The organism is Serratia sp. SSNIH1 (genome assembly GCF_002935055.1).
GTDB lineage: Bacteria > Pseudomonadota > Gammaproteobacteria > Enterobacterales > Enterobacteriaceae > Serratia > Serratia nevei.
This window is the reverse complement of sequence record NZ_CP026383.1, coordinates 4259865-4277092: the sequence shown is the minus strand read 5'-3', so window position 1 is coordinate 4277092 and position 17228 is coordinate 4259865. Positions and strand designations below refer to the sequence as shown.

Here is a 17228-nt window from a genome sequence, read left to right as displayed (position 1 = left end):
TTCATTATCGGCGGGCCTCACGGATGAGCAGCCAAATCAGGTACAGGCCGCCGATGCAGACGGTCACGACCCCGACCGGCAGTTGGATCGGCGCAAAAAGATGTTGGGACACCACGTCGGCGCCGAGCAGCAGCGTCGCGCCCATCAGCGCCGAGGACGTCAGGGTGACCGAGGATTGTCCGGCCAGGCGGCGGGCGATCTGCGGCGCCGCCAGCGCGATAAAGGAAATCGGCCCGGCGGTGGCGGTGACGGCGGCGGTGAGGGTGACGCCGAACAGCATCAGCCACAGCCGGCTGCCTTCGGCGTTCACGCCCAGCGCGCGCGCCGTGTCGTCGCCCATTTCCAGCAGCTGCAGCCGTTTGCCCATCAGCAGCGCGGCCGCGGCCGCCAGCACGATGAACGCCGTGGCGGGCTGGGCTTTCTGCCAGGTCATGCCGTTGAGTGAACCGGCCTGCCACATGGCGGCGTCCATGGCGCGCTCCAGCGAGGCGGTGATGATCAGCCAGGTATTGGTAGAGACCAGCACCGCGCTGATGGCGATGCCGACGATGATCAGCCGGAAGCCGGCGATGCCTTGCCGCCAGGCCAGCAGATAGATAGCCAGCGCGGAGAGAATGCCGCCGGCCAGCGCACCGCCGGCGATGTAGTAATAGCCGCCGTTGAACAGGGTGATGGCGATCAGCGCGCCGGTGTAAGCCCCCATGTTAAAGCCAATCACGTCCGGGCTGCCGAGCGGGTTGCGGATAATCGACTGGAAGATGGCGCCGCTCATGCCGAGTGCGCCGCCTAACAGCAGCGCCATGGCGATACGCGGCAAGCGCCATTGGGTGACCACGGTGACCAGATTTTTCGGCGCCTCGCCGCTGAGCGCGGCAAAGACCTGTTCCAGAGAAAGCTGCAGCGTGCCGTAGCACAGCGCGGCAACGGCCATCGCCAGGCACAACGCCAGCAGTGAAATATTGACCAACAGCAGGCGCAGCGGCATGCGCCCGTTGATGACGCCGTCCGGGCGGCCGATATGCAATGTGTGGGGCAGACTCATCACAGCCCCCCCAGCGTTTTCTTGCGGCGCACCAGCCAGATCAGCACCGGCGCGCCGATGAAGGCCGCCACGATGGAAACGCGCAGCTCACCGGCCGCCAGCAAACGGCCGACCACGTCGGCGCACAGCAGTAAAATCGGCGCCAGCAGCATGGAGTAGGGCAGGATCCAGCGCTGGTCGGGGCCGACCCACCAGCGGGCGATATGCGGCACCATCAGGCCGATGAAACTGATTGGGCCGACGGTGGCGGTCGCCGCACCGCACAGCAGCGTGATGGCGATCACCGCGACGACCTGAGTCAGCACCACGCGTGCGCCGAGCGCGATAGCCAGGTCTTCCCCCATGCCGATGGTATTCAGCGGCCGGGCGATGAGCAGCGTCAGCAGGCAGCCGAGCAAAATGGCGGGGGCGGTAACCGGCAGCGTGGACAGCGTGCGGATATCCAGCGTACCGGCCTGCCAGAAGCGCAGTTGGTCGAAGGTTTGCGGATCGATCAGCGACAGCCCGGTGGTGATGCCGAGCAACACCGCGCCGATCGCCACGCCGGCCAGCGTCAGCCGCACCGGGTTGATACGTCCGCCCGCCAGCGTGCCGATCAGGTAGACCAGCAGGGTGGTGAGGGCGGCACCGACGAAGGCGTAGGCCATATAGCTTTCGGTGGTGGCCGCGCCGAAAAACATGATGCCGATGACCACGGCGAAGCTGGCGCCGGCGTTGATGCCTAGCACGCCGGGATCGGCCAGCGGATTGCGCGTCAACGCCTGAATCAGCGCGCCGGCGGCACCGAGCGCCATGCCGGCCAAGATGCCCGCCAGCGTGCGGGGTACCCGGGCGTTGAGAATGATGGTGCTGTCGGAACCGCTCGCGGCGCCTTGCAGGCTGAGCCAGACGGTATGGAAGGGGATGGCTTTGGAACCCAGCATCAGGCTGGCAATGATGCACAGCAGCAACAGCGCCGTGCCGATACCGAACCCGGCGATGCGTTTGAAGCCACTGGCGTAAGCTGCGTGCGGTGCGGACGAAAGCGTCCGCTCAGTCGGAGTGGGTACGTTCACACCGGTAACTCCTTTATGATTTTTATTCTCATTGTTATTTGCGTTCACGAGGGGCGCTAATATAGCACGAGTTTGCGTCTGAATGCACCCGCCGGTTCGGCGGTACTTTGCATTCATGATGTTAATAACTATTGATATTTCAATTGATTGGATGTGAAGGATCGCCACGCTTGCGGAAAGTGTCGGCAGGAGGCTGGCCTGCCGACGGCGTGGTTCAGGGCTTTTTGAACAGCCGTTCGATTTGGTTCAGCATGTTGGTGGCGCTGTAGTAATCGAGACGGAAAGTGTCGTTGCCGACGGCGTAGACGTGCCGCTGTTCCACCGGCTCCAGATGTTTGAGGAACGGGTTGGTCAGCACCTCTTGCACTTTACGCTCGTTGGTGGCGAACAGGATCAGCGTTTTGCCGTTCAGTCCCTCGGCCATTTTTTCGCCGGAGATCTGGATGATGTCATGGCGTTTACCCATGCTGGCATTGCCTTTGGCGCTTTCCGGCGGGGTGGCCAGCTGGAAGCCGAGCTGGGTCAGCAGCTTGCCCTGGGCTGACCCCGGCGTCCACAGCATGGCCTCGCGGCCGTTGTCGGCATACACCAGCGGGGTGGTCGGCTGCGGCGGCAGCGCGATCGCCTGCTTCACTTGCTCCACGCGCTGTTCGAAACGATCTTCCGCCTGTTTGGCGCCGGCTTCATGGCCGGTGATCTTGCCGAGCTCGCTGGCCAGCTGTTGCCAGCTTTTGTCGCCATAATCGAGCACCAGCGTCGGCGCAATGGCCGACAGCTGGTCATACAGTTTCAACGCCGAATCACCGCCGGTCGCGGCGACGACGATCAAATCCGGCGCGGCGGCGGCGACGGCCTCGGCATTGGGCTCCACCTGATACAGCCGTTCGACGTGGCGCTGTTTGGCTACCTCGCTCCACTGGGTAAAGAAGCCTTGTTTATCGGCCACCAGAGGGTTCGGGCTGGTGGCGCCGCTGGCGACCACCGGGGCGTCGATAGCCAGCAGCGTGCCGGTGATGGTGACGCTGGTGGACACGATGCGCTGCGGCGGTTTTTCCAGCGTGAACTTCCCTTTGGCGCTGTCGATGGTGCGCGGCCAACTGCTGTCGGCAGCGGGGGCGGACGGTTTCTGCCCGTCGCTCTTGTCGTCCGGACCGCAGCCGCTGAGCAGCAGGCTGGAAGTGGCGATAAATGCAAAGAACAGCTGGCGTAAGGATAGGGTCATGAGCGGGCTCTTTCTTTCCTTGAACTAAGGCGTATCAATCCGGCGGCGGATTGGCTGCGTGGTGGATGCCCGCTAATTTACCATTCAAGCCGGCAAAATGATAACCATTCGTATCTCAGCACGCGGTGGCTGGATAAAGAAGAAGAGGGGGGAACGGCAGAAACGAAAAAAGCGCCAAAAGGCGCTTTTTTCTGAATTGGTGGGTCGTGCAGGATTCGAACCTGCGACCAATTGATTAAAAGTCAACTGCTCTACCAACTGAGCTAACGACCCGCAGAAGTGGTGGGTGATGACGGGCTCGAACCGCCGACCCCCTCCGTGTAAAGGAGATGCTCTACCAACTGAGCTAATCACCCACTTCAGGACTTCCAAGTACTGCTAAACGAGAGAATGATGGTGGGTGATGACGGGCTCGAACCGCCGACCCCCTCCGTGTAAAGGAGATGCTCTACCAACTGAGCTAATCACCCTCATTCGTTCTCATTTTTACTCAACAAGATGGTGGGCGATGACGGGCTCGAACCGCCGACCCCCTCCGTGTAAAGGAGATGCTCTACCAACTGAGCTAATCGCCCCGTCTTGTTGGAGTCGCATTATAGGGATAGTTCAAAGTGAGTCAACGGTTTTTAAAATGATTTCAATCGTTCGCCGCAAATTTAGGCAGGGCGCGATAATTATCGCCAACGGCGCCGATTCTTTGCGCAACGCTATGCGAAACTCGCCGCAAAACGCGCGAAATCGACCGGCGCAATATCGTGTCGGCGTTGAGGAATTAGCGCGTGGTGATACAATGTCGTCCACTCTTTTTTCAATTCCGAGCAATCGTCGGCCATCGCCGACACGCGTTGCGTAATAAGGCAGTGAACCCAATGAAAATCAAAACCCGTTTTGCACCGAGCCCGACCGGCTATCTTCACGTCGGCGGCGCGCGTACCGCACTTTATTCCTGGTTGTTCAGCCGCCATGCGGGCGGTGAGTTCGTTCTGCGTATCGAAGATACCGATTTGGAACGCTCTACCCAGGACGCGATCGACGCAATTATGGATGGCATGAACTGGTTGAACCTGGATTGGGATGAAGGCCCGTACTTCCAGACCAAGCGTTTCGATCGCTACAACGCGGTCATCGACGAAATGCTGGAGCAGGGCACGGCCTATAAATGCTATTGCTCCAAGGAACGTCTGGAAGCGCTGCGCGAGAAGCAGATGGAAAACGGCGAGAAGCCGCGTTACGACGGCCACTGCCGCGACAGCCAGTGCAGCCACACCGACGACGAGCCGCACGTGGTGCGCTTCCGCAACCCGCAGGAAGGCTCGGTGATTTTCGACGACAAAATTCGCGGCCCGATCGAATTCAGCAACCAGGAGCTGGACGATCTGATCATCCGCCGCACCGATGGTTCGCCAACCTATAACTTCTGCGTCGTCGTCGATGACTGGGACATGGAAATCACCCATGTGATCCGCGGCGAAGACCACATCAACAACACCCCGCGCCAGATCAACATTCTCAAAGCGCTGGGCGCGCCGGTGCCGGAATACGCGCACGTGTCGATGATCCTCGGCGACGACGGTAAAAAGCTGTCAAAACGTCACGGCGCCGTGGGCGTGATGCAGTACCGCGACGACGGCTATCTGCCGCAGGCGCTGCTGAACTACCTGGTGCGTCTGGGCTGGTCCCACGGCGATCAGGAGATCTTCTCCATCGACGAGATGAAAGAGTTCTTCACGCTGGAAGCGATCAACAAATCTGCCAGCGCGTTCAACACCGAGAAGCTGCAGTGGCTGAACCACCACTACATCAACCATATGCCGGCGGAAGAAGTGGCGGTGCATCTGGCATGGCACGTTGAGCAACTGGGCATTGAAACCCGCAACGGGCCGGAACTGAAGGACATCGTCAAGCTGCTGGGCGAGCGCTGCAAGACGCTGAAAGAGATGGCGGAGTCTTGCCGTTACTTCTACGAAGATTTCAGCGAGTTCGACGCCGACGCGGCCAAGAAGCACCTGCGCCCGGTGGCGCGTCAGCCGCTGGAAGCGGTGCGCGCCAAGCTGGCCGCCATCACCGTCTGGACGCCGGAAAACGTGCACGACGCCATTCAGGGCACGGCGGATGAGCTGGGTGTCGGCATGGGTAAAGTCGGCATGCCGCTGCGCGTCGCGGTGACCGGCGCCGGCCAGTCGCCGGGTATGGACGTGACCGTGCATGCGATCGGCCAGAAGCGTTCACTGCAGCGCATCGACATGGCGCTGGCTTACATTGCCGAGCGCGAAGCGCAAGCCTGATTCGCTGTTACGCCTTAAAGAAAAAGCCCCGTGGAGCGATCCCGGGGCTTTTTTCATGGCGGTGCGTCAGGCTTGCTCGCTAGCCGGCAGCCCCGGGCGGTAGGCGAGGAAATACATCAGCCCGACAAAGCCGGCGCCTCCCAGCGCGTTGCCGAGAAATACCGCGACGAAATTGGGCAGATACTGCTCCCAGCCCATGCCGCCGGCAAAGATGGCCGCCGGGATGATGAACATATTCGCCACGACGTGCTGGAAGCCGATGGCGACAAAAGCCATGACCGGGAACCACATGCCGATCACTTTGCCCGGCACATCCTTGCTGGCGAAGGCTAACCACACCGCCAGGCACACCAGCCAGTTGCAGCCGACGCCGGAAATGAAGGCGTGCAGGAAGTCCGCATCCACTTTGGCCTGCGCGATCGCCAGCGTCTTATGCAAGAACGCGCCTTCGGTCAGACCCAGCAAATGGCCGAAGAAGTAGGCGACGGCCAGGCTGCCGGCCAGGTTGGCCAGGGTGACCCAAAACCAGTTACGCAGCACGGCGATGGCGGGGATTTCACGGGCGAACCAGGCCATCGGCAAGGTCATCATGTTGCCGGTCAGCAGTTCGCCGCCGGCCAGAATGGTCAGGATCAGGCCGATAGGGAACACCGCGGCACCCAACAGGGCGCCGAAAGAGCCCCATTCGGCCGGCAGGGTGCCGATGACGTGAATATCCAGCAGAAAGCCGGTGGCGATAAAGGCGCCGGCGAGAAAGCCCAGAATCAGCAGATTAGCGAGAGGGGCGCGGCTTTTGTTTACCCCGGCCTGAACGGCGAGGGCGGCGATTTCTTTTGGTGAATGCAAAGACATGACGGACTCGGTTTATAGTAATAAAGTTTATGGCGCGGGCAGTCTATGCCGCTCGGGAGCCCGACTCAAGCGCATTTCGCTAACATTCCGTTAATTAAAAATCAACGTGATATACAGGGTCTTTTGCCATTTTGAGATGTAGCGCGCAAAATGGATGAACTCTGCACAAAGTGATGATTTTTTGGCGCCAAACATGCTGATTTGGCGGCTTTTTCAACGCTTGATTCAGGAATTCAATTTAGCCGTTGACAGCTTTGAGCGGGTTTCATATTATGCGCCCCGTTCACAGCACAAAGTGATTGTGGAACGGGGCTATAGCTCAGCTGGGAGAGCGCTTGCATGGCATGCAAGAGGTCGACGGTTCGATCCCGTCTAGCTCCACCAACCTTCTTCTCAGCAAGGTTGGGGATACCGTAACGCCGGTCAACGCGTACCACTTTTGTGGGGCTATAGCTCAGCTGGGAGAGCGCTTGCATGGCATGCAAGAGGTCGACGGTTCGATCCCGTCTAGCTCCACCACCATTTAAAAAGCCGACCTTAGGGTCGGCTTTTTGCTTTATATCCTTTTAGTTGCCTTTGTCCGCTACTTTTACGCAAAATTTTTCCTTGATACCCTCGCTAGACGTTGCCGCTATTCTGTCCGGTTTCGTCTTGGCACGTCATAACAATACTAAAATCAGCGATATGAGACGGTGAAATGAGCGATGCCATTGACTTCTCCCGGCGTGATTTTCTCTTCAGTTTGGTAATATTGCGCACTGAGTGGGATTTCATTTATCCCTATTAATGTTTCGTTTAATACGTTGGCCGCGGAGCCCAGTTCAAAGGGAACGCCGTTGTGCAGAATCTGTAGGCCCACGCCGGTGGCGGACTCTTTTGAGGGGGTAATCGCCAAGACTTGATGAAGGCCATTAACCGTTTCCCCGCGTATTTCCAAATCAACTTTTGTGTTGGCATTACACTCCAGAGCGATGTTGAAGGGAGTATTCCCGGCCACGCTGCCAGGACCGGAAAATACCCGCCGATTAACCTTGTCTAAAATAACCTGTTTCGAGGGTGTGTTCAGGCGACAGCCCTCGACGGCAATATTGACGGCAGGATAATAAACGTGGCCCAATCTCCTGGCATTTGAGGCTCTTAAGCAGGTATAGTTGAAAAAGAAAGGCGCAAACGAGGGCATGGTGCCAGGCTGTATATCGCCTGTCTTGATCAGATAATGTTTAAAGTTAGCGCCCAGGATATAGCCGACAGGCGTCTCGCGGGGACCATAGAACTCGATGAGGCCCGGTTTGTCATTAAGCGACATGGCAATGCCGACGCCCTTCCAACTCGTTTGATAGACAGTGATACCATTGTACTTTAAATCTGTCGCAGTCAGATCGGAGAAGGGCTGCATAACCAAGTCGCCTCGCTCACCCAAGGAGAATCCCGTGTTATTTTCCAGTAATTTTACTGAAAAGTAAGATTCTCCCTGGCCGATAAGATCGCCTATTTTGGCGCCAGCCGTGACGGTAATGCCGGATTGCTCGATGCGCAGTGGATTGTGCCATATTGCACGGCAATCACCATCTCCCCTGGCTGAACAGGAAAATAATAAGATCAGAATGCTTACTGTTTTGGCGATATGTGCGGCTGTGATTAGCCTTGATGTCGTCATGCTGATGTCCTTTGGCGATTATTCTCTCGAAAATGATTTATTAATCTGCTTATTACGGGCTACCATGCTCTAAAAATTTAATAAAGCAAGCGATAGTGATTTGTCGTGTTTATCTTATTCACATTGCAAGCTAATCTGCTTAACTCTTGAGGCAGAATCGTTAGGCTCTATACTGTAACTTCCCTGGCAGCTTCCTCCCGCTCCCCAACGCAATGTTATTGTTCCAGCGTCTGGCATGCCGCTCATATAGACCGCGTTATTATTGCCGACGATACCTGATTTCGCTGGGTCGCCGCGCAATGTGGCAACGGCGCCGAAAGGAATTTCCGTCCCACGATGATGTACTTTGAAAATAATTCGGTTTCCTATGTTAGATGCAAAGTTGGCGACAACAATGGCGCCTTTCGTCGGGATGACGGTTTGGCTATTGTTCTCTATTTCTACTGAGTCATCAAAGGACTGCGGGTTTAAATTAATTCGATTCTTATGATAACTGTTGATATAAGGCACCACGGCATAGCCTCGCGAATCTGTGGTGACACCGGTACTGTTGATGATTTCAACATTGTCTGCATTTGGCACTTCGACTAAAGCAATAGTGTCACCCAGCGATTGGGATAGTGTAATGCCGTTTCGATGAACCACGGCGCCGCCTCGTAAACTGTAGTTTATTCGCTGCACATCTTTATCAAAGCTGTATCCGGCGCCTATTTCACCATATCTACTGCGATAATAAGCCGAACTGTTGCCAGAATAGCCGTCACGAGTACCGCTTTGAGCTGCAGAGACGTTATAACTGAGCTGGTTATTTTCCAGTGCGGTACCGCTTAGCCCTAATTGCTGATTGAGTTTGCCTTTGCTGCTCTTGCTCGAGGTATAATTCATCCAGCTGTTTGATTGCCCTTTGCTTAACGGAATCTGGACGTTAAGCGTGGCGATCTTGTCGGGCTTGTCCGTATAGCGGCCGCTGTTGTAGCCCAATCCAATATTGTAACTCACTCCAGATTGGTTCGTGGAAAATCCCATGAGAAAATTTCGTTCAACGGCATCGCTGTGCCAATAGTTTTGTTGGTAACCATTGATGTATAGACTGCCGAAATCACGGATAGGCTGATTAATATTGAGAACCAGCCGATTTTTTTTCACGCCGCGCGCCAGCCAGTTTCTTTCAATGTTGGCATTCATATCACTGAGCTGCGAGAAACTTAAGTAGCCAGACGTCGAGTATTGATAGCCGGCCAGCGTAAAGTTGGTACCCGTTGCTTCAATATTTTTTGCGTACTGGATACGGTATTGTTGTCCTTTACGATCTTGCCCTGTGGCTAATCGGCTTTTGGTGTGAGTGACATCGGCAGAGACGGAGCCGAAATGCCCCAGGCTGCTGCCAATGCCGGCAGAAATTCCCTGGTGCTTTTCCGAAATAATGGCGCCACCATAGAGTGTTTTATCATCTTTAAGGCCATAAATCGTCGATGCCTGTAGAAACTTATACTTTTGGTTAGCGCTTCGCGCAGAGCGATATTCCCCCATTGTGAATTCATTTCTTATCATGTTCTCCCTGAGCATGATGGGGACAGAGGAAAAAGGCTGGAAGAAACTCCTTTCTGAGCCATCGGCTTCTTTGATGATCACATGCAGCCCACCGCTGGAGGTGGTGGGGTAGATATCCGTTATTTCAAAACTTCCCGCAGGTACATGTGTTTGATAAATGATATAGCCATTTTGTTTTATAGTGACCTCAGCATTGCTTTGCGCTATACCTCTAACCGTTGGGGCAAACCCTCTCTGGCTGTCGGGCCACATGCTGGGATCGCTTGCTAATTTCAGACCGCGAAATTGAAAACTGTCAAAAACGTCGCCCGATGTTGAACTATCGCCAATGGTCAGCGTGTTTTTGCTGTCCCGAAAGCTGCGCTCGGCATAGGTGTTGATACCTTTCCATTTAGTACTGCTTTGGTTTGAATAGGTAGAGTAGTTTCTGAAGCGCCAGGCATCATAGTTAAAACCACTGCGCAAGTTTAAATATTGATTTCCATTATCTTTTTTATTTTTCGTTTTCCATGACTCGGTACCACTAAAACTGTAATCCATTAAAAATGCGCGAATGCCATCATCCCAAAGTGCGGGGTTAACCCAGTCTCGAGGAAGATTTTCGATATAAGCCTGCGGGATATTTAAATCCAATCGTTGTCGATTAAAATCAAACTTGGCCTGACTGCCGGGAATAATCTTGCTGATAGGCGTTGAGGCAAGGTCGGTGTCATTGTTTACTTCCAGTTTGTCCATGCGAACACCGAGGTTAACCAGAGCGCTGCGACAGACTCGGGGCTGCAAAGTACCATCCACATAATAGAAAGACACTTTTTTATTAGCGAAAAATACATTATTCAAATAGATATCAACCCAATACTCACCAGGCAATTGACTGCGCGCACTATTAAAGTGGGATAAGTCAGTTATGGTCTGGTAATCTCTGTTCAGCGCTGAGGGTTCAAAGTAGTCTTCAGCTAAAACCGCAGGTGAAGATAGAACACAAAAAAACAGCACCGATGTTTTATTGGTGGCCTTGTTATTCATCGTCATTTTCGCATCCCCTGGCAAATACTATAATGGTGCGCTTATCGCACGGGTCACTCCCCCATAGTCATTGATGGCTTGCCATTTTATTTCTTTACCATGAGCTTCCTGTGGCAATAGCCATTTTTTCGTGCTTTGTGGCGCGATCATATCGACCTCCTTTACCTCTTTTCCATCAATGCTTACTGAGTAAAAGGAGACGTAAAACGGTGACGGATTTTTTGCCTCTAAGGTCTTTCCTTTCAATGAGAAATGAATTTTTTTGTAGGCATCTATGGCTTCATCTCTTGATAGGGTTTTGGGGCGATAAAATAGCTTTATTTTATTTTGTACGGTAATGAGCAACTTGTTTTCTTTTGATTTTTTGGTTGAGGGTATTGATCTTACGCTCAGCCAATATATCGATTCCTTATGTTGTGGCAGATTTCCTCCAGAATAAATGACTCTGATGATATTATCCTGTTCTGGTTCCAGTCTAAATAATGGCGGGGTGACAACAAATGGAACCTCTTTTTTATCTTCAGGCGAGAAACTTTCTACCCAAGTTTGAATAAGTACCGGGCTATTGTGATCCTGGTTGGTGACGGAAATGTTTGCCTCTTTTTTATCTTCTTCATAAACGATACGTGTACCGGCTAGCGTCACGCTTGCCGATGCGCCGCATGAAAAAAAGACTATTGCCAGCAAAGAATATTTACTTAGCTTCATTATTATGGCGTCCTTGATGTTTTTTGCCGTCAGGCCAGCCATATTTGCTGACCTGACAGGCTGTTTTTATCAGTTATATGAAATGCTAAATTGTGTCGTGGCATTAGCCGGCCCGACCGTGACCTTATCCGATGTCGCCATATATTTAGCGACATAGGTAAAGACGTTGTTGATGTCTTTCTGCACGCTCTGCGCATTAGAAAACGAAGCCATAGGAATTTGCGTGGTGCCGTCAGCCTCATAGAGGGCTACGCCAAGACCCGTTGCCACACCGCTTTCTGAATTGAGTGACAACAATGTCGAGTTGCCTTGTGCATATGTCCCGTCGAATTTTACCGACGCTTTTGTCACCGTTTCAGGGCAGCTGGTTAAAGCAATACTGAACTTTGTCGGCAGGGCGGTATCGCCAGCACTTTTAAATGCTTTGGCGCTGATGTTGCCCATCGGAATGGTTTGGTTGGCGCTGCCGGCGACTACGGTGCAGGTTTGATCGGTGACATTGCCGGTGAAATTAATGGTGCCGTCCGCCGCGGCAGCCTTGGTAATGGTGGTCATCGCCAAAGGAACACCGACAAGCAGCAATGAGTTCAGCATGTACTTATTCATATAAATATCCTTGTGTTATAACTGTATGTAAATTATACGTTTTCAACTCTTGTGCCATCATGTGTAAATAGATGTTAAATACCCCCCTTTTCTGGTGATTGATACCATGATTTTAATGTTAGATTTCTTTAAAAAACTGATTTTAGTTTTTTAAATGGTGTTTTGTGCTAGTTGTGTTGCGCATTTCGTGTGCTGTTGTTAATGAAATTCAGTCTACATGAAAAAAAAATTGTCAGTCGTTAAGGGCGGCTATGGCTGTGTTTTTGGTGTATAATTCTATGTAAATAGTTTTTTATGCTGTAATGGTGTGAATTTATATCAAATTTTAGCGATGTTAATAGTTTTATTCTCTGATTAATCGCGAAATAGTTAATGTGCTAATTAATGTTTGTTGTTGGTATCTATTGACATTGGTGCTGTTTTCTTGAAGAAACTATTGTCATTATTTCATTACGGCTGGATGAGGTTATCCATGAAAAAAAATAAAAATATCGCAATTGTGGGTGGCGGTGGGGTAACTGCGGCGATGACGGCGCTGGCTTGCGCCAGAAAAGGAATTTCCGTCGATTTCTTCCTTGATGACAGAGATTATGACGACTTCAAAACTTCATTTGGAAATCATTGTCTGTGGCGACGCATTCATGAAAATAACCAACGCCTCAGCCGTTTATGTACCCAGTCGCAATGGATGTGGGAAAAGTTCATTCTTTCCTCCAGCGGTGAGTTCGGCAGAAAAGAAAAGATGGTTCGCATCGTCGAAAGATCTGAAATACCTCACCTCGCGAGACTCTATGAACAGCATGATCTACCCTATGAAGTGAAAAACGGCGGAGATGATGAATCCATCAATTTTCCCTCTTTCCTTAACTGTAAAAACAAATCTGTTTTTGTGAGTTATGATTCCATTTTGCTAAATACGGCAGAAATTTTTTCCTACTTTCAGGATGAGCTGGCTTTCTTTACCAGTGTCAATGTGTTTAGAAACAAAAATATTGGCGACTTGAACAGTATCGAGAGTGGCGTGATTTTTTTTGATGAAAATAAACGCATGTACGACACGGTCATAAAGTTTACAAATGGCTATAATATCAATGAGATAGTTTCACCCTTCGAGGTGTGCCCTGCCGTTAATCGGGTATTTAGAGATTATTATCTTTCCCACTCTGTGGGTAATCTGCTTTCGCCTATGATGATTACAGAAAGGGAGTTCAATTTGTGGATTGTCCCTTCTGTTGATGGCAAGATCGTCAGAGTAGGAGGAGATATTCATGTCCCTCAGTCTGCGGAGTTTTTGACGCGAAGCTTAGATATCGGTGCCTACATCGACCGCAGAAAGTTAGATATCATTTCGGATTCGTTGTTTACCATTATCTCTTCATTTTCCTATGTGGAAGGGACTTTGGCGGTGGTTCCATGTTGGACTGCAAGTGAAGATAACAAGAAAATCGTGGTCGTGGAAAGTGTTGATTCTTACTATAATGCGTCGCCGATTATTTCTGAGGAAATCACAGCGTTTTTAACGGATTCGAGCAACTAGCCTTTATTTTTAAAAGTCGGTTCAGAGTAAGGATGCATCTTATCATTAGCCGCTAGTGAACATTCTTCTTCACAATAACGTGCGTTCAATTTTACCGATATAATGGAAAGTACGCCCTAAAAACTAAGGTATTCGTTTTTTAGCGTGTTTTCTTTTTATACAAACTGCAAGTAAGGCTTTATGATTTGGCATGCCAACAGGGGCTGAGATTTATTTCTTCCCAGCGCAGAGGTGAGAGGCGCGGCAAATAATAAAAAAGGCGCCCGCAGGCGCCTTGTTATCGCAGTCGGTTCGAGGCTTAGCCCAGTACCAGACCCGCGATGGAAGCGGAAAGGATGCTGACCAGCGTAGAGCCGTACACCAGCTTCAGGCCAAAGCGCGACACCACGTTGCCCTGGTGTTCGTTCAGGCCCTTGATCGCACCGGCCACGATGCCGATGGAGGAGAAGTTGGCGAAGGACACCAGGAACACCGACAGGATCCCCAGGCTGCGCGGCGACAGTTCGGCAGACACTTTCTGCAGCTCCATCATTGCCACGAACTCGTTGGAAACCAGCTTGGTGGCCATGATGCTGCCAACCTGCAGGGCTTCGTGTTTAGGAATCCCCATGATCCAGGCGAACGGATAGAAGAAGTAGCCGAGGATTTCCTGGAAGCTCAGGCCGAAGATGGCGCTGAACACACCGTTGAGCGCGGCGATCAGGGCGATGAAGCCGATCAGCATCGCGGCAACGATAATCGCTACTTTGAAGCCGGCCAGGATATATTCACCCAGCATTTCGAAGAAGCTCTGGCCTTCGTGCAGGTTGCCGAGGTGCAGCTCTTCTTCTTTATTGGTGTCGTACGGGTTGACCAGCGACAGCACGATAAAGGTGCTGAACATGTTCAATACCAGCGCCGCCACCACGAACTTGGCGTCCAGCATGGTCATGTAGGCGCCGACGATGGACATGGACACCGTAGACATCGCGGTCGCCGCCATGGTGTACATGCGCTTTTCCGACATCTTGCCCAGGATATCCTTGTAGGCGATGAAGTTTTCGGATTGGCCCAGGATCAGCGAGCTGACGGCGTTGAACGACTCCAGCTTGCCCATGCCGTTCACTTTCGACAGCACGGTACCGATAATACGGATGATGAACGGCAGCACCTTGATGTACTGCAGAATACCGATCAGCGCCGAAATGAAGACGATCGGGCACAGCACCTTCAGGAAGAAGAACGCCAGGCCTTTGTCGCCCATGCCGCCGAATACGAAATCAGTCCCTTGTCCCGCAAACCCGAGCAGTTTGTCAAACAGCGCGGCAAATCCTTTTACGAAGCCCAAACCCGCTTCCGAATGCAGGAAAAAGTAGGCCAGCAGTACTTCGATAACCAGTAGTTGAATAACATAGCGAATGCGGATGCTTTTACGATCGCGGCACACCAACAGGGCCAGGATCGCCACCACCACTATCGCCAACGCAAAGTGCGCAATATGGGACATGTTTGCTCCAAATTTGAGGCAGGCTGAATTTCGGCTGTCATTTTATGTAACGCTACGTTTAAAAACGAGACTTCTATTGCAAATATGGAAAATCATAGTGGGAGTTCTCCTAAAGTGTTGCGCAAAAGCATAAAAAATCAAGACGTTAAAGCAGCAATAGGAAATTCGTATTCTTGTGCTAACCTGTCTTTCAGGGGTATTGCAGCCCAAACCCCATCAGAAAAGCACGGAAATCGGCAAGCTCCGCGCTGAACCCTTCGATAAAACCGTTAATGTTGGCTATTGCAGAGATAAGTTTTACCACTCTAAATGCGCTTGATAATTATTATCATTTATATAGAGTGGAGATAAACGTAATTTCAGTAAGGGTTCAACATATGCTGAACAGTCGCGTGGTTGAAACCACCTCCGGTCGCTCCGCCAGAAAAATCAAACTCTCGCTGATGGGGCCCGCCTTCATCGCCGCTATCGGCTATATCGATCCCGGTAACTTCGCCACCAATATCCAGGCCGGCGCCTCGTTCGGCTATAGTCTGTTGTGGGTGGTGGTCTGGGCCAACGTGATGGCGATGCTGATCCAGCTGTTGTCCGCCAAGCTGGGCATCGCCACCGGGAAAAACCTGGCCGAGCATATTCGCGATCGCTTTCCGCGGCCGGCGGTGTGGGCCTATTGGGTGCAGGCGGAGATCATCGCCATGGCGACCGATCTGGCCGAGTTTATCGGCGCGGCGATCGGCTTCAAGCTGCTGCTCGGCGTTTCCCTGTTGCAGGGCGCGGTGCTGACCGGCATCGCCACCTTTTTAATTCTGATGCTGCAAAAGCGCGGACAAAAGCCGCTGGAGCTGGTGATTGGCGGCCTGCTGCTGTTCGTCGCCGCCGCTTATATCGTCGAGCTGGCGTTCTCCCAGCCGCAGCTCGCGCCGCTACTGAAAGGCATGGCGCTGCCCGATCTGCCTAACGGCGATGCGGTATTTCTGGCCGCCGGGGTATTGGGCGCCACCATCATGCCGCACGTGATCTATCTGCATTCGTCGCTCACCCAAGTCGGCGGTGAGCATGATAAGGCGGAGCGCTATGCCGCCACCAAAGTCGACGTCGCCGTCGCCATGACCATCGCCGGTTTCGTCAACCTGGCGATGATGGCCACTGCCGCCGCCGCGTTTCATTTCAGCGGCCACAGCGGCATCGCCGATCTCGACGTGGCCTATCTGACGCTGCAACCGCTGCTCGGGCAAGCTGCCGCCACCGTGTTTGGCCTGAGCCTGGTGGCCGCCGGTCTTTCTTCCACCGTGGTGGGTACGCTGGCGGGGCAGGTGGTGATGCAAGGGTTCGTGCATTTCCATATCCCGCTGTGGCTGCGCCGCGCGGTGACCATGCTGCCATCGTTTATCGTCATCATGCTGGGGATGGACGCCACGCGCATTCTGGTGCTGAGCCAGGTGCTGCTCAGCTTCGGCATTGCGCTGGCGCTGGTGCCGCTGCTGGCTTTCACCGGCAATCGGGCGCTGATGGGGGAGATGGTTAACGGCCCCGTGGTGCAAAACCTGGGCAAGCTGATCGTGTTGGTGGTGGTGGGGTTGAATGGTTACTTGCTGATCGGCAGTGTGCTGTAGGCGAAAACAGTGCGGGCCGGCGTTGCGCCGGCCCGTTGTCGTTAATCGCGGTCGTCATCGCCGTGGCGACGCCAGCGATCGCGATCGTGATCATGGTGGTGTTTTTTCTCTTTCTTCCAGTAATGCTTGTCGCAATGATGGTCGCATTTGTAATAGCGCCCGTCGCGCGAGTAGTAATATTTGCGCCAGTAGTCGCGGTCGCGCCAGCGATAGCCATCCCAGTAATAGCCGCGCGGGCTGCGATCGCCGAGATAGCGTCCCTGATGGCCTTGCCACCAGTCGCGATCGCGCCAGTCGTAACCGTCCCAGTAACGGCCGCGATTGTCCTGATCGCCGATGCGCAATGAAACGCCCGGCATCAGATCGATGCTGAGCCCTTCGGCGTGAGCCTGCTGTACGGCGGGCAACACCGTCGCCGCCAAGATGGCAGCCAAGAGCAGAGGTTTAAACATGACTTCTCCTTTCCGCTTGCGCGGCCTGGCCGTTAATCACTTTATGAAGCGCGTTCATCAGTTTAAAAAGCGGCCTTATCGTTATTTTTGCTGCAATATCGGCATCATAGCGCCGGCGCGTAGGGTTGAATCTGAG

At 53.1% G+C, this 17228-nt stretch carries 13 protein-coding genes and 6 tRNA genes; 5 read left to right on the top strand and 14 right to left on the bottom strand.

Annotated elements, in window-relative coordinates; all coding sequences use genetic code 11:
• Window positions 1-4: 4 nt before the first annotated feature.
• From fepG to C3F38_RS20620, 7 genes are all read right to left on the bottom strand, one after another.
• Window positions 5-1042, bottom strand: coding sequence for an iron-enterobactin ABC transporter permease (fepG, locus tag C3F38_RS20650; protein ID WP_038876593.1), 1038 nt, complete (start codon window positions 1040-1042; stop codon window positions 5-7).
• Window positions 1042-2097: a Fe(3+)-siderophore ABC transporter permease gene (fepD, locus tag C3F38_RS20645; RefSeq protein WP_038876591.1), complete on the bottom strand. Its 1056-nt coding sequence runs from the start codon at window positions 2095-2097 to the stop codon at window positions 1042-1044. The genes fepG and fepD overlap by 1 nt, the downstream gene beginning before the upstream one ends.
• A gap of 214 nt (window positions 2098-2311) precedes the next feature.
• Window positions 2312-3319 (bottom strand): Fe2+-enterobactin ABC transporter substrate-binding protein, encoded by a 1008-nt coding sequence (fepB, locus tag C3F38_RS20640; protein WP_038876589.1) that lies wholly within the window; start codon window positions 3317-3319, stop codon window positions 2312-2314.
• A 197-nt stretch (window positions 3320-3516) separates the two neighbouring features.
• A tRNA-Lys gene (locus C3F38_RS20635) sits at window positions 3517-3592 on the bottom strand.
• 7 nt (window positions 3593-3599) lie between these two features.
• Window positions 3600-3675, bottom strand: a tRNA-Val gene (locus C3F38_RS20630).
• Between the two features lie 38 nt (window positions 3676-3713).
• A tRNA-Val gene (locus C3F38_RS20625) sits at window positions 3714-3789 on the bottom strand.
• Between the two features lie 29 nt (window positions 3790-3818).
• Window positions 3819-3894, bottom strand: a tRNA-Val gene (locus tag C3F38_RS20620).
• A 294-nt stretch (window positions 3895-4188) separates the two neighbouring features.
• On the opposite strand from C3F38_RS20620, the gene gltX reads away from it, so the two are divergent.
• On the top strand, window positions 4189-5604 hold the full coding sequence (gene gltX, locus C3F38_RS20615; RefSeq protein ID WP_033643946.1) for a glutamate--tRNA ligase: 1416 nt from the start codon (window positions 4189-4191) through the stop codon (window positions 5602-5604).
• Window positions 5605-5670: 66 nt separating this feature from the next.
• On the opposite strand, the gene C3F38_RS20610 is transcribed toward gltX, so the two are convergent.
• A complete protein-coding gene (locus C3F38_RS20610) occupies window positions 5671-6456 on the bottom strand; it encodes a formate/nitrite transporter family protein (protein WP_047730144.1) in 786 nt (261 codons plus the stop codon).
• A gap of 308 nt (window positions 6457-6764) precedes the next feature.
• Between C3F38_RS20610 and C3F38_RS20605 the strand changes: the two genes are divergently transcribed.
• A tRNA-Ala gene (locus tag C3F38_RS20605) sits at window positions 6765-6840 on the top strand.
• Window positions 6841-6899: 59 nt separating this feature from the next.
• Window positions 6900-6975 (top strand) — tRNA-Ala (locus C3F38_RS20600).
• Between the two features lie 157 nt (window positions 6976-7132).
• Here C3F38_RS20600 and C3F38_RS20595 read toward each other — a convergent pair.
• The 4 genes from C3F38_RS20595 to C3F38_RS20580 all read right to left on the bottom strand — a co-directional run bounded on the left by C3F38_RS20595 (window position 7133) and on the right by C3F38_RS20580 (window position 12004).
• A complete protein-coding gene (locus tag C3F38_RS20595) occupies window positions 7133-8113 on the bottom strand; it encodes a fimbrial protein (RefSeq protein ID WP_047730145.1) in 981 nt (326 codons plus the stop codon).
• A 114-nt stretch (window positions 8114-8227) separates the two neighbouring features.
• Window positions 8228-10696, bottom strand: a complete 2469-nt coding sequence (locus tag C3F38_RS20590; RefSeq protein WP_055317360.1) for a fimbria/pilus outer membrane usher protein — start codon at window positions 10694-10696, stop codon at window positions 8228-8230.
• A gap of 21 nt (window positions 10697-10717) precedes the next feature.
• Window positions 10718-11440: a molecular chaperone gene (locus C3F38_RS20585; RefSeq protein WP_053056854.1), complete on the bottom strand. Its 723-nt coding sequence runs from the start codon at window positions 11438-11440 to the stop codon at window positions 10718-10720.
• A 27-nt stretch (window positions 11441-11467) separates the two neighbouring features.
• A complete protein-coding gene (locus C3F38_RS20580; RefSeq protein ID WP_033648118.1) occupies window positions 11468-12004 on the bottom strand; it encodes a fimbrial protein in 537 nt (178 codons plus the stop codon).
• A 472-nt stretch (window positions 12005-12476) separates the two neighbouring features.
• On the opposite strand from C3F38_RS20580, the gene C3F38_RS20575 reads away from it, so the two are divergent.
• The gene (locus tag C3F38_RS20575) at window positions 12477-13541 is read left to right on the top strand and encodes an FAD-dependent oxidoreductase (protein WP_055317361.1); all 1065 of its coding nucleotides are present in this window, start codon (window positions 12477-12479) and stop codon (window positions 13539-13541) included.
• A 298-nt stretch (window positions 13542-13839) separates the two neighbouring features.
• Here the strand turns inward: C3F38_RS20575 and C3F38_RS20570 are convergent, their stop codons facing one another.
• Window positions 13840-15027, bottom strand: a complete 1188-nt coding sequence (locus C3F38_RS20570) for a NupC/NupG family nucleoside CNT transporter (protein ID WP_004936373.1) — start codon at window positions 15025-15027, stop codon at window positions 13840-13842.
• Between the two features lie 377 nt (window positions 15028-15404).
• Here C3F38_RS20570 and C3F38_RS20565 point away from each other — a divergent pair, with 377 nt between their 5' ends.
• On the top strand, window positions 15405-16640 hold the full coding sequence (locus tag C3F38_RS20565) for an Nramp family divalent metal transporter (protein ID WP_038876583.1): 1236 nt from the start codon (window positions 15405-15407) through the stop codon (window positions 16638-16640).
• A 41-nt stretch (window positions 16641-16681) separates the two neighbouring features.
• Here C3F38_RS20565 and C3F38_RS20560 read toward each other — a convergent pair whose 3' ends face one another.
• Entirely contained in the window at window positions 16682-17092 is a 411-nt protein-coding gene (locus tag C3F38_RS20560) for a DUF2502 domain-containing protein (protein WP_047730148.1), read from the bottom strand.
• Between the last annotated feature and the right edge of the window lie 136 nt (window positions 17093-17228).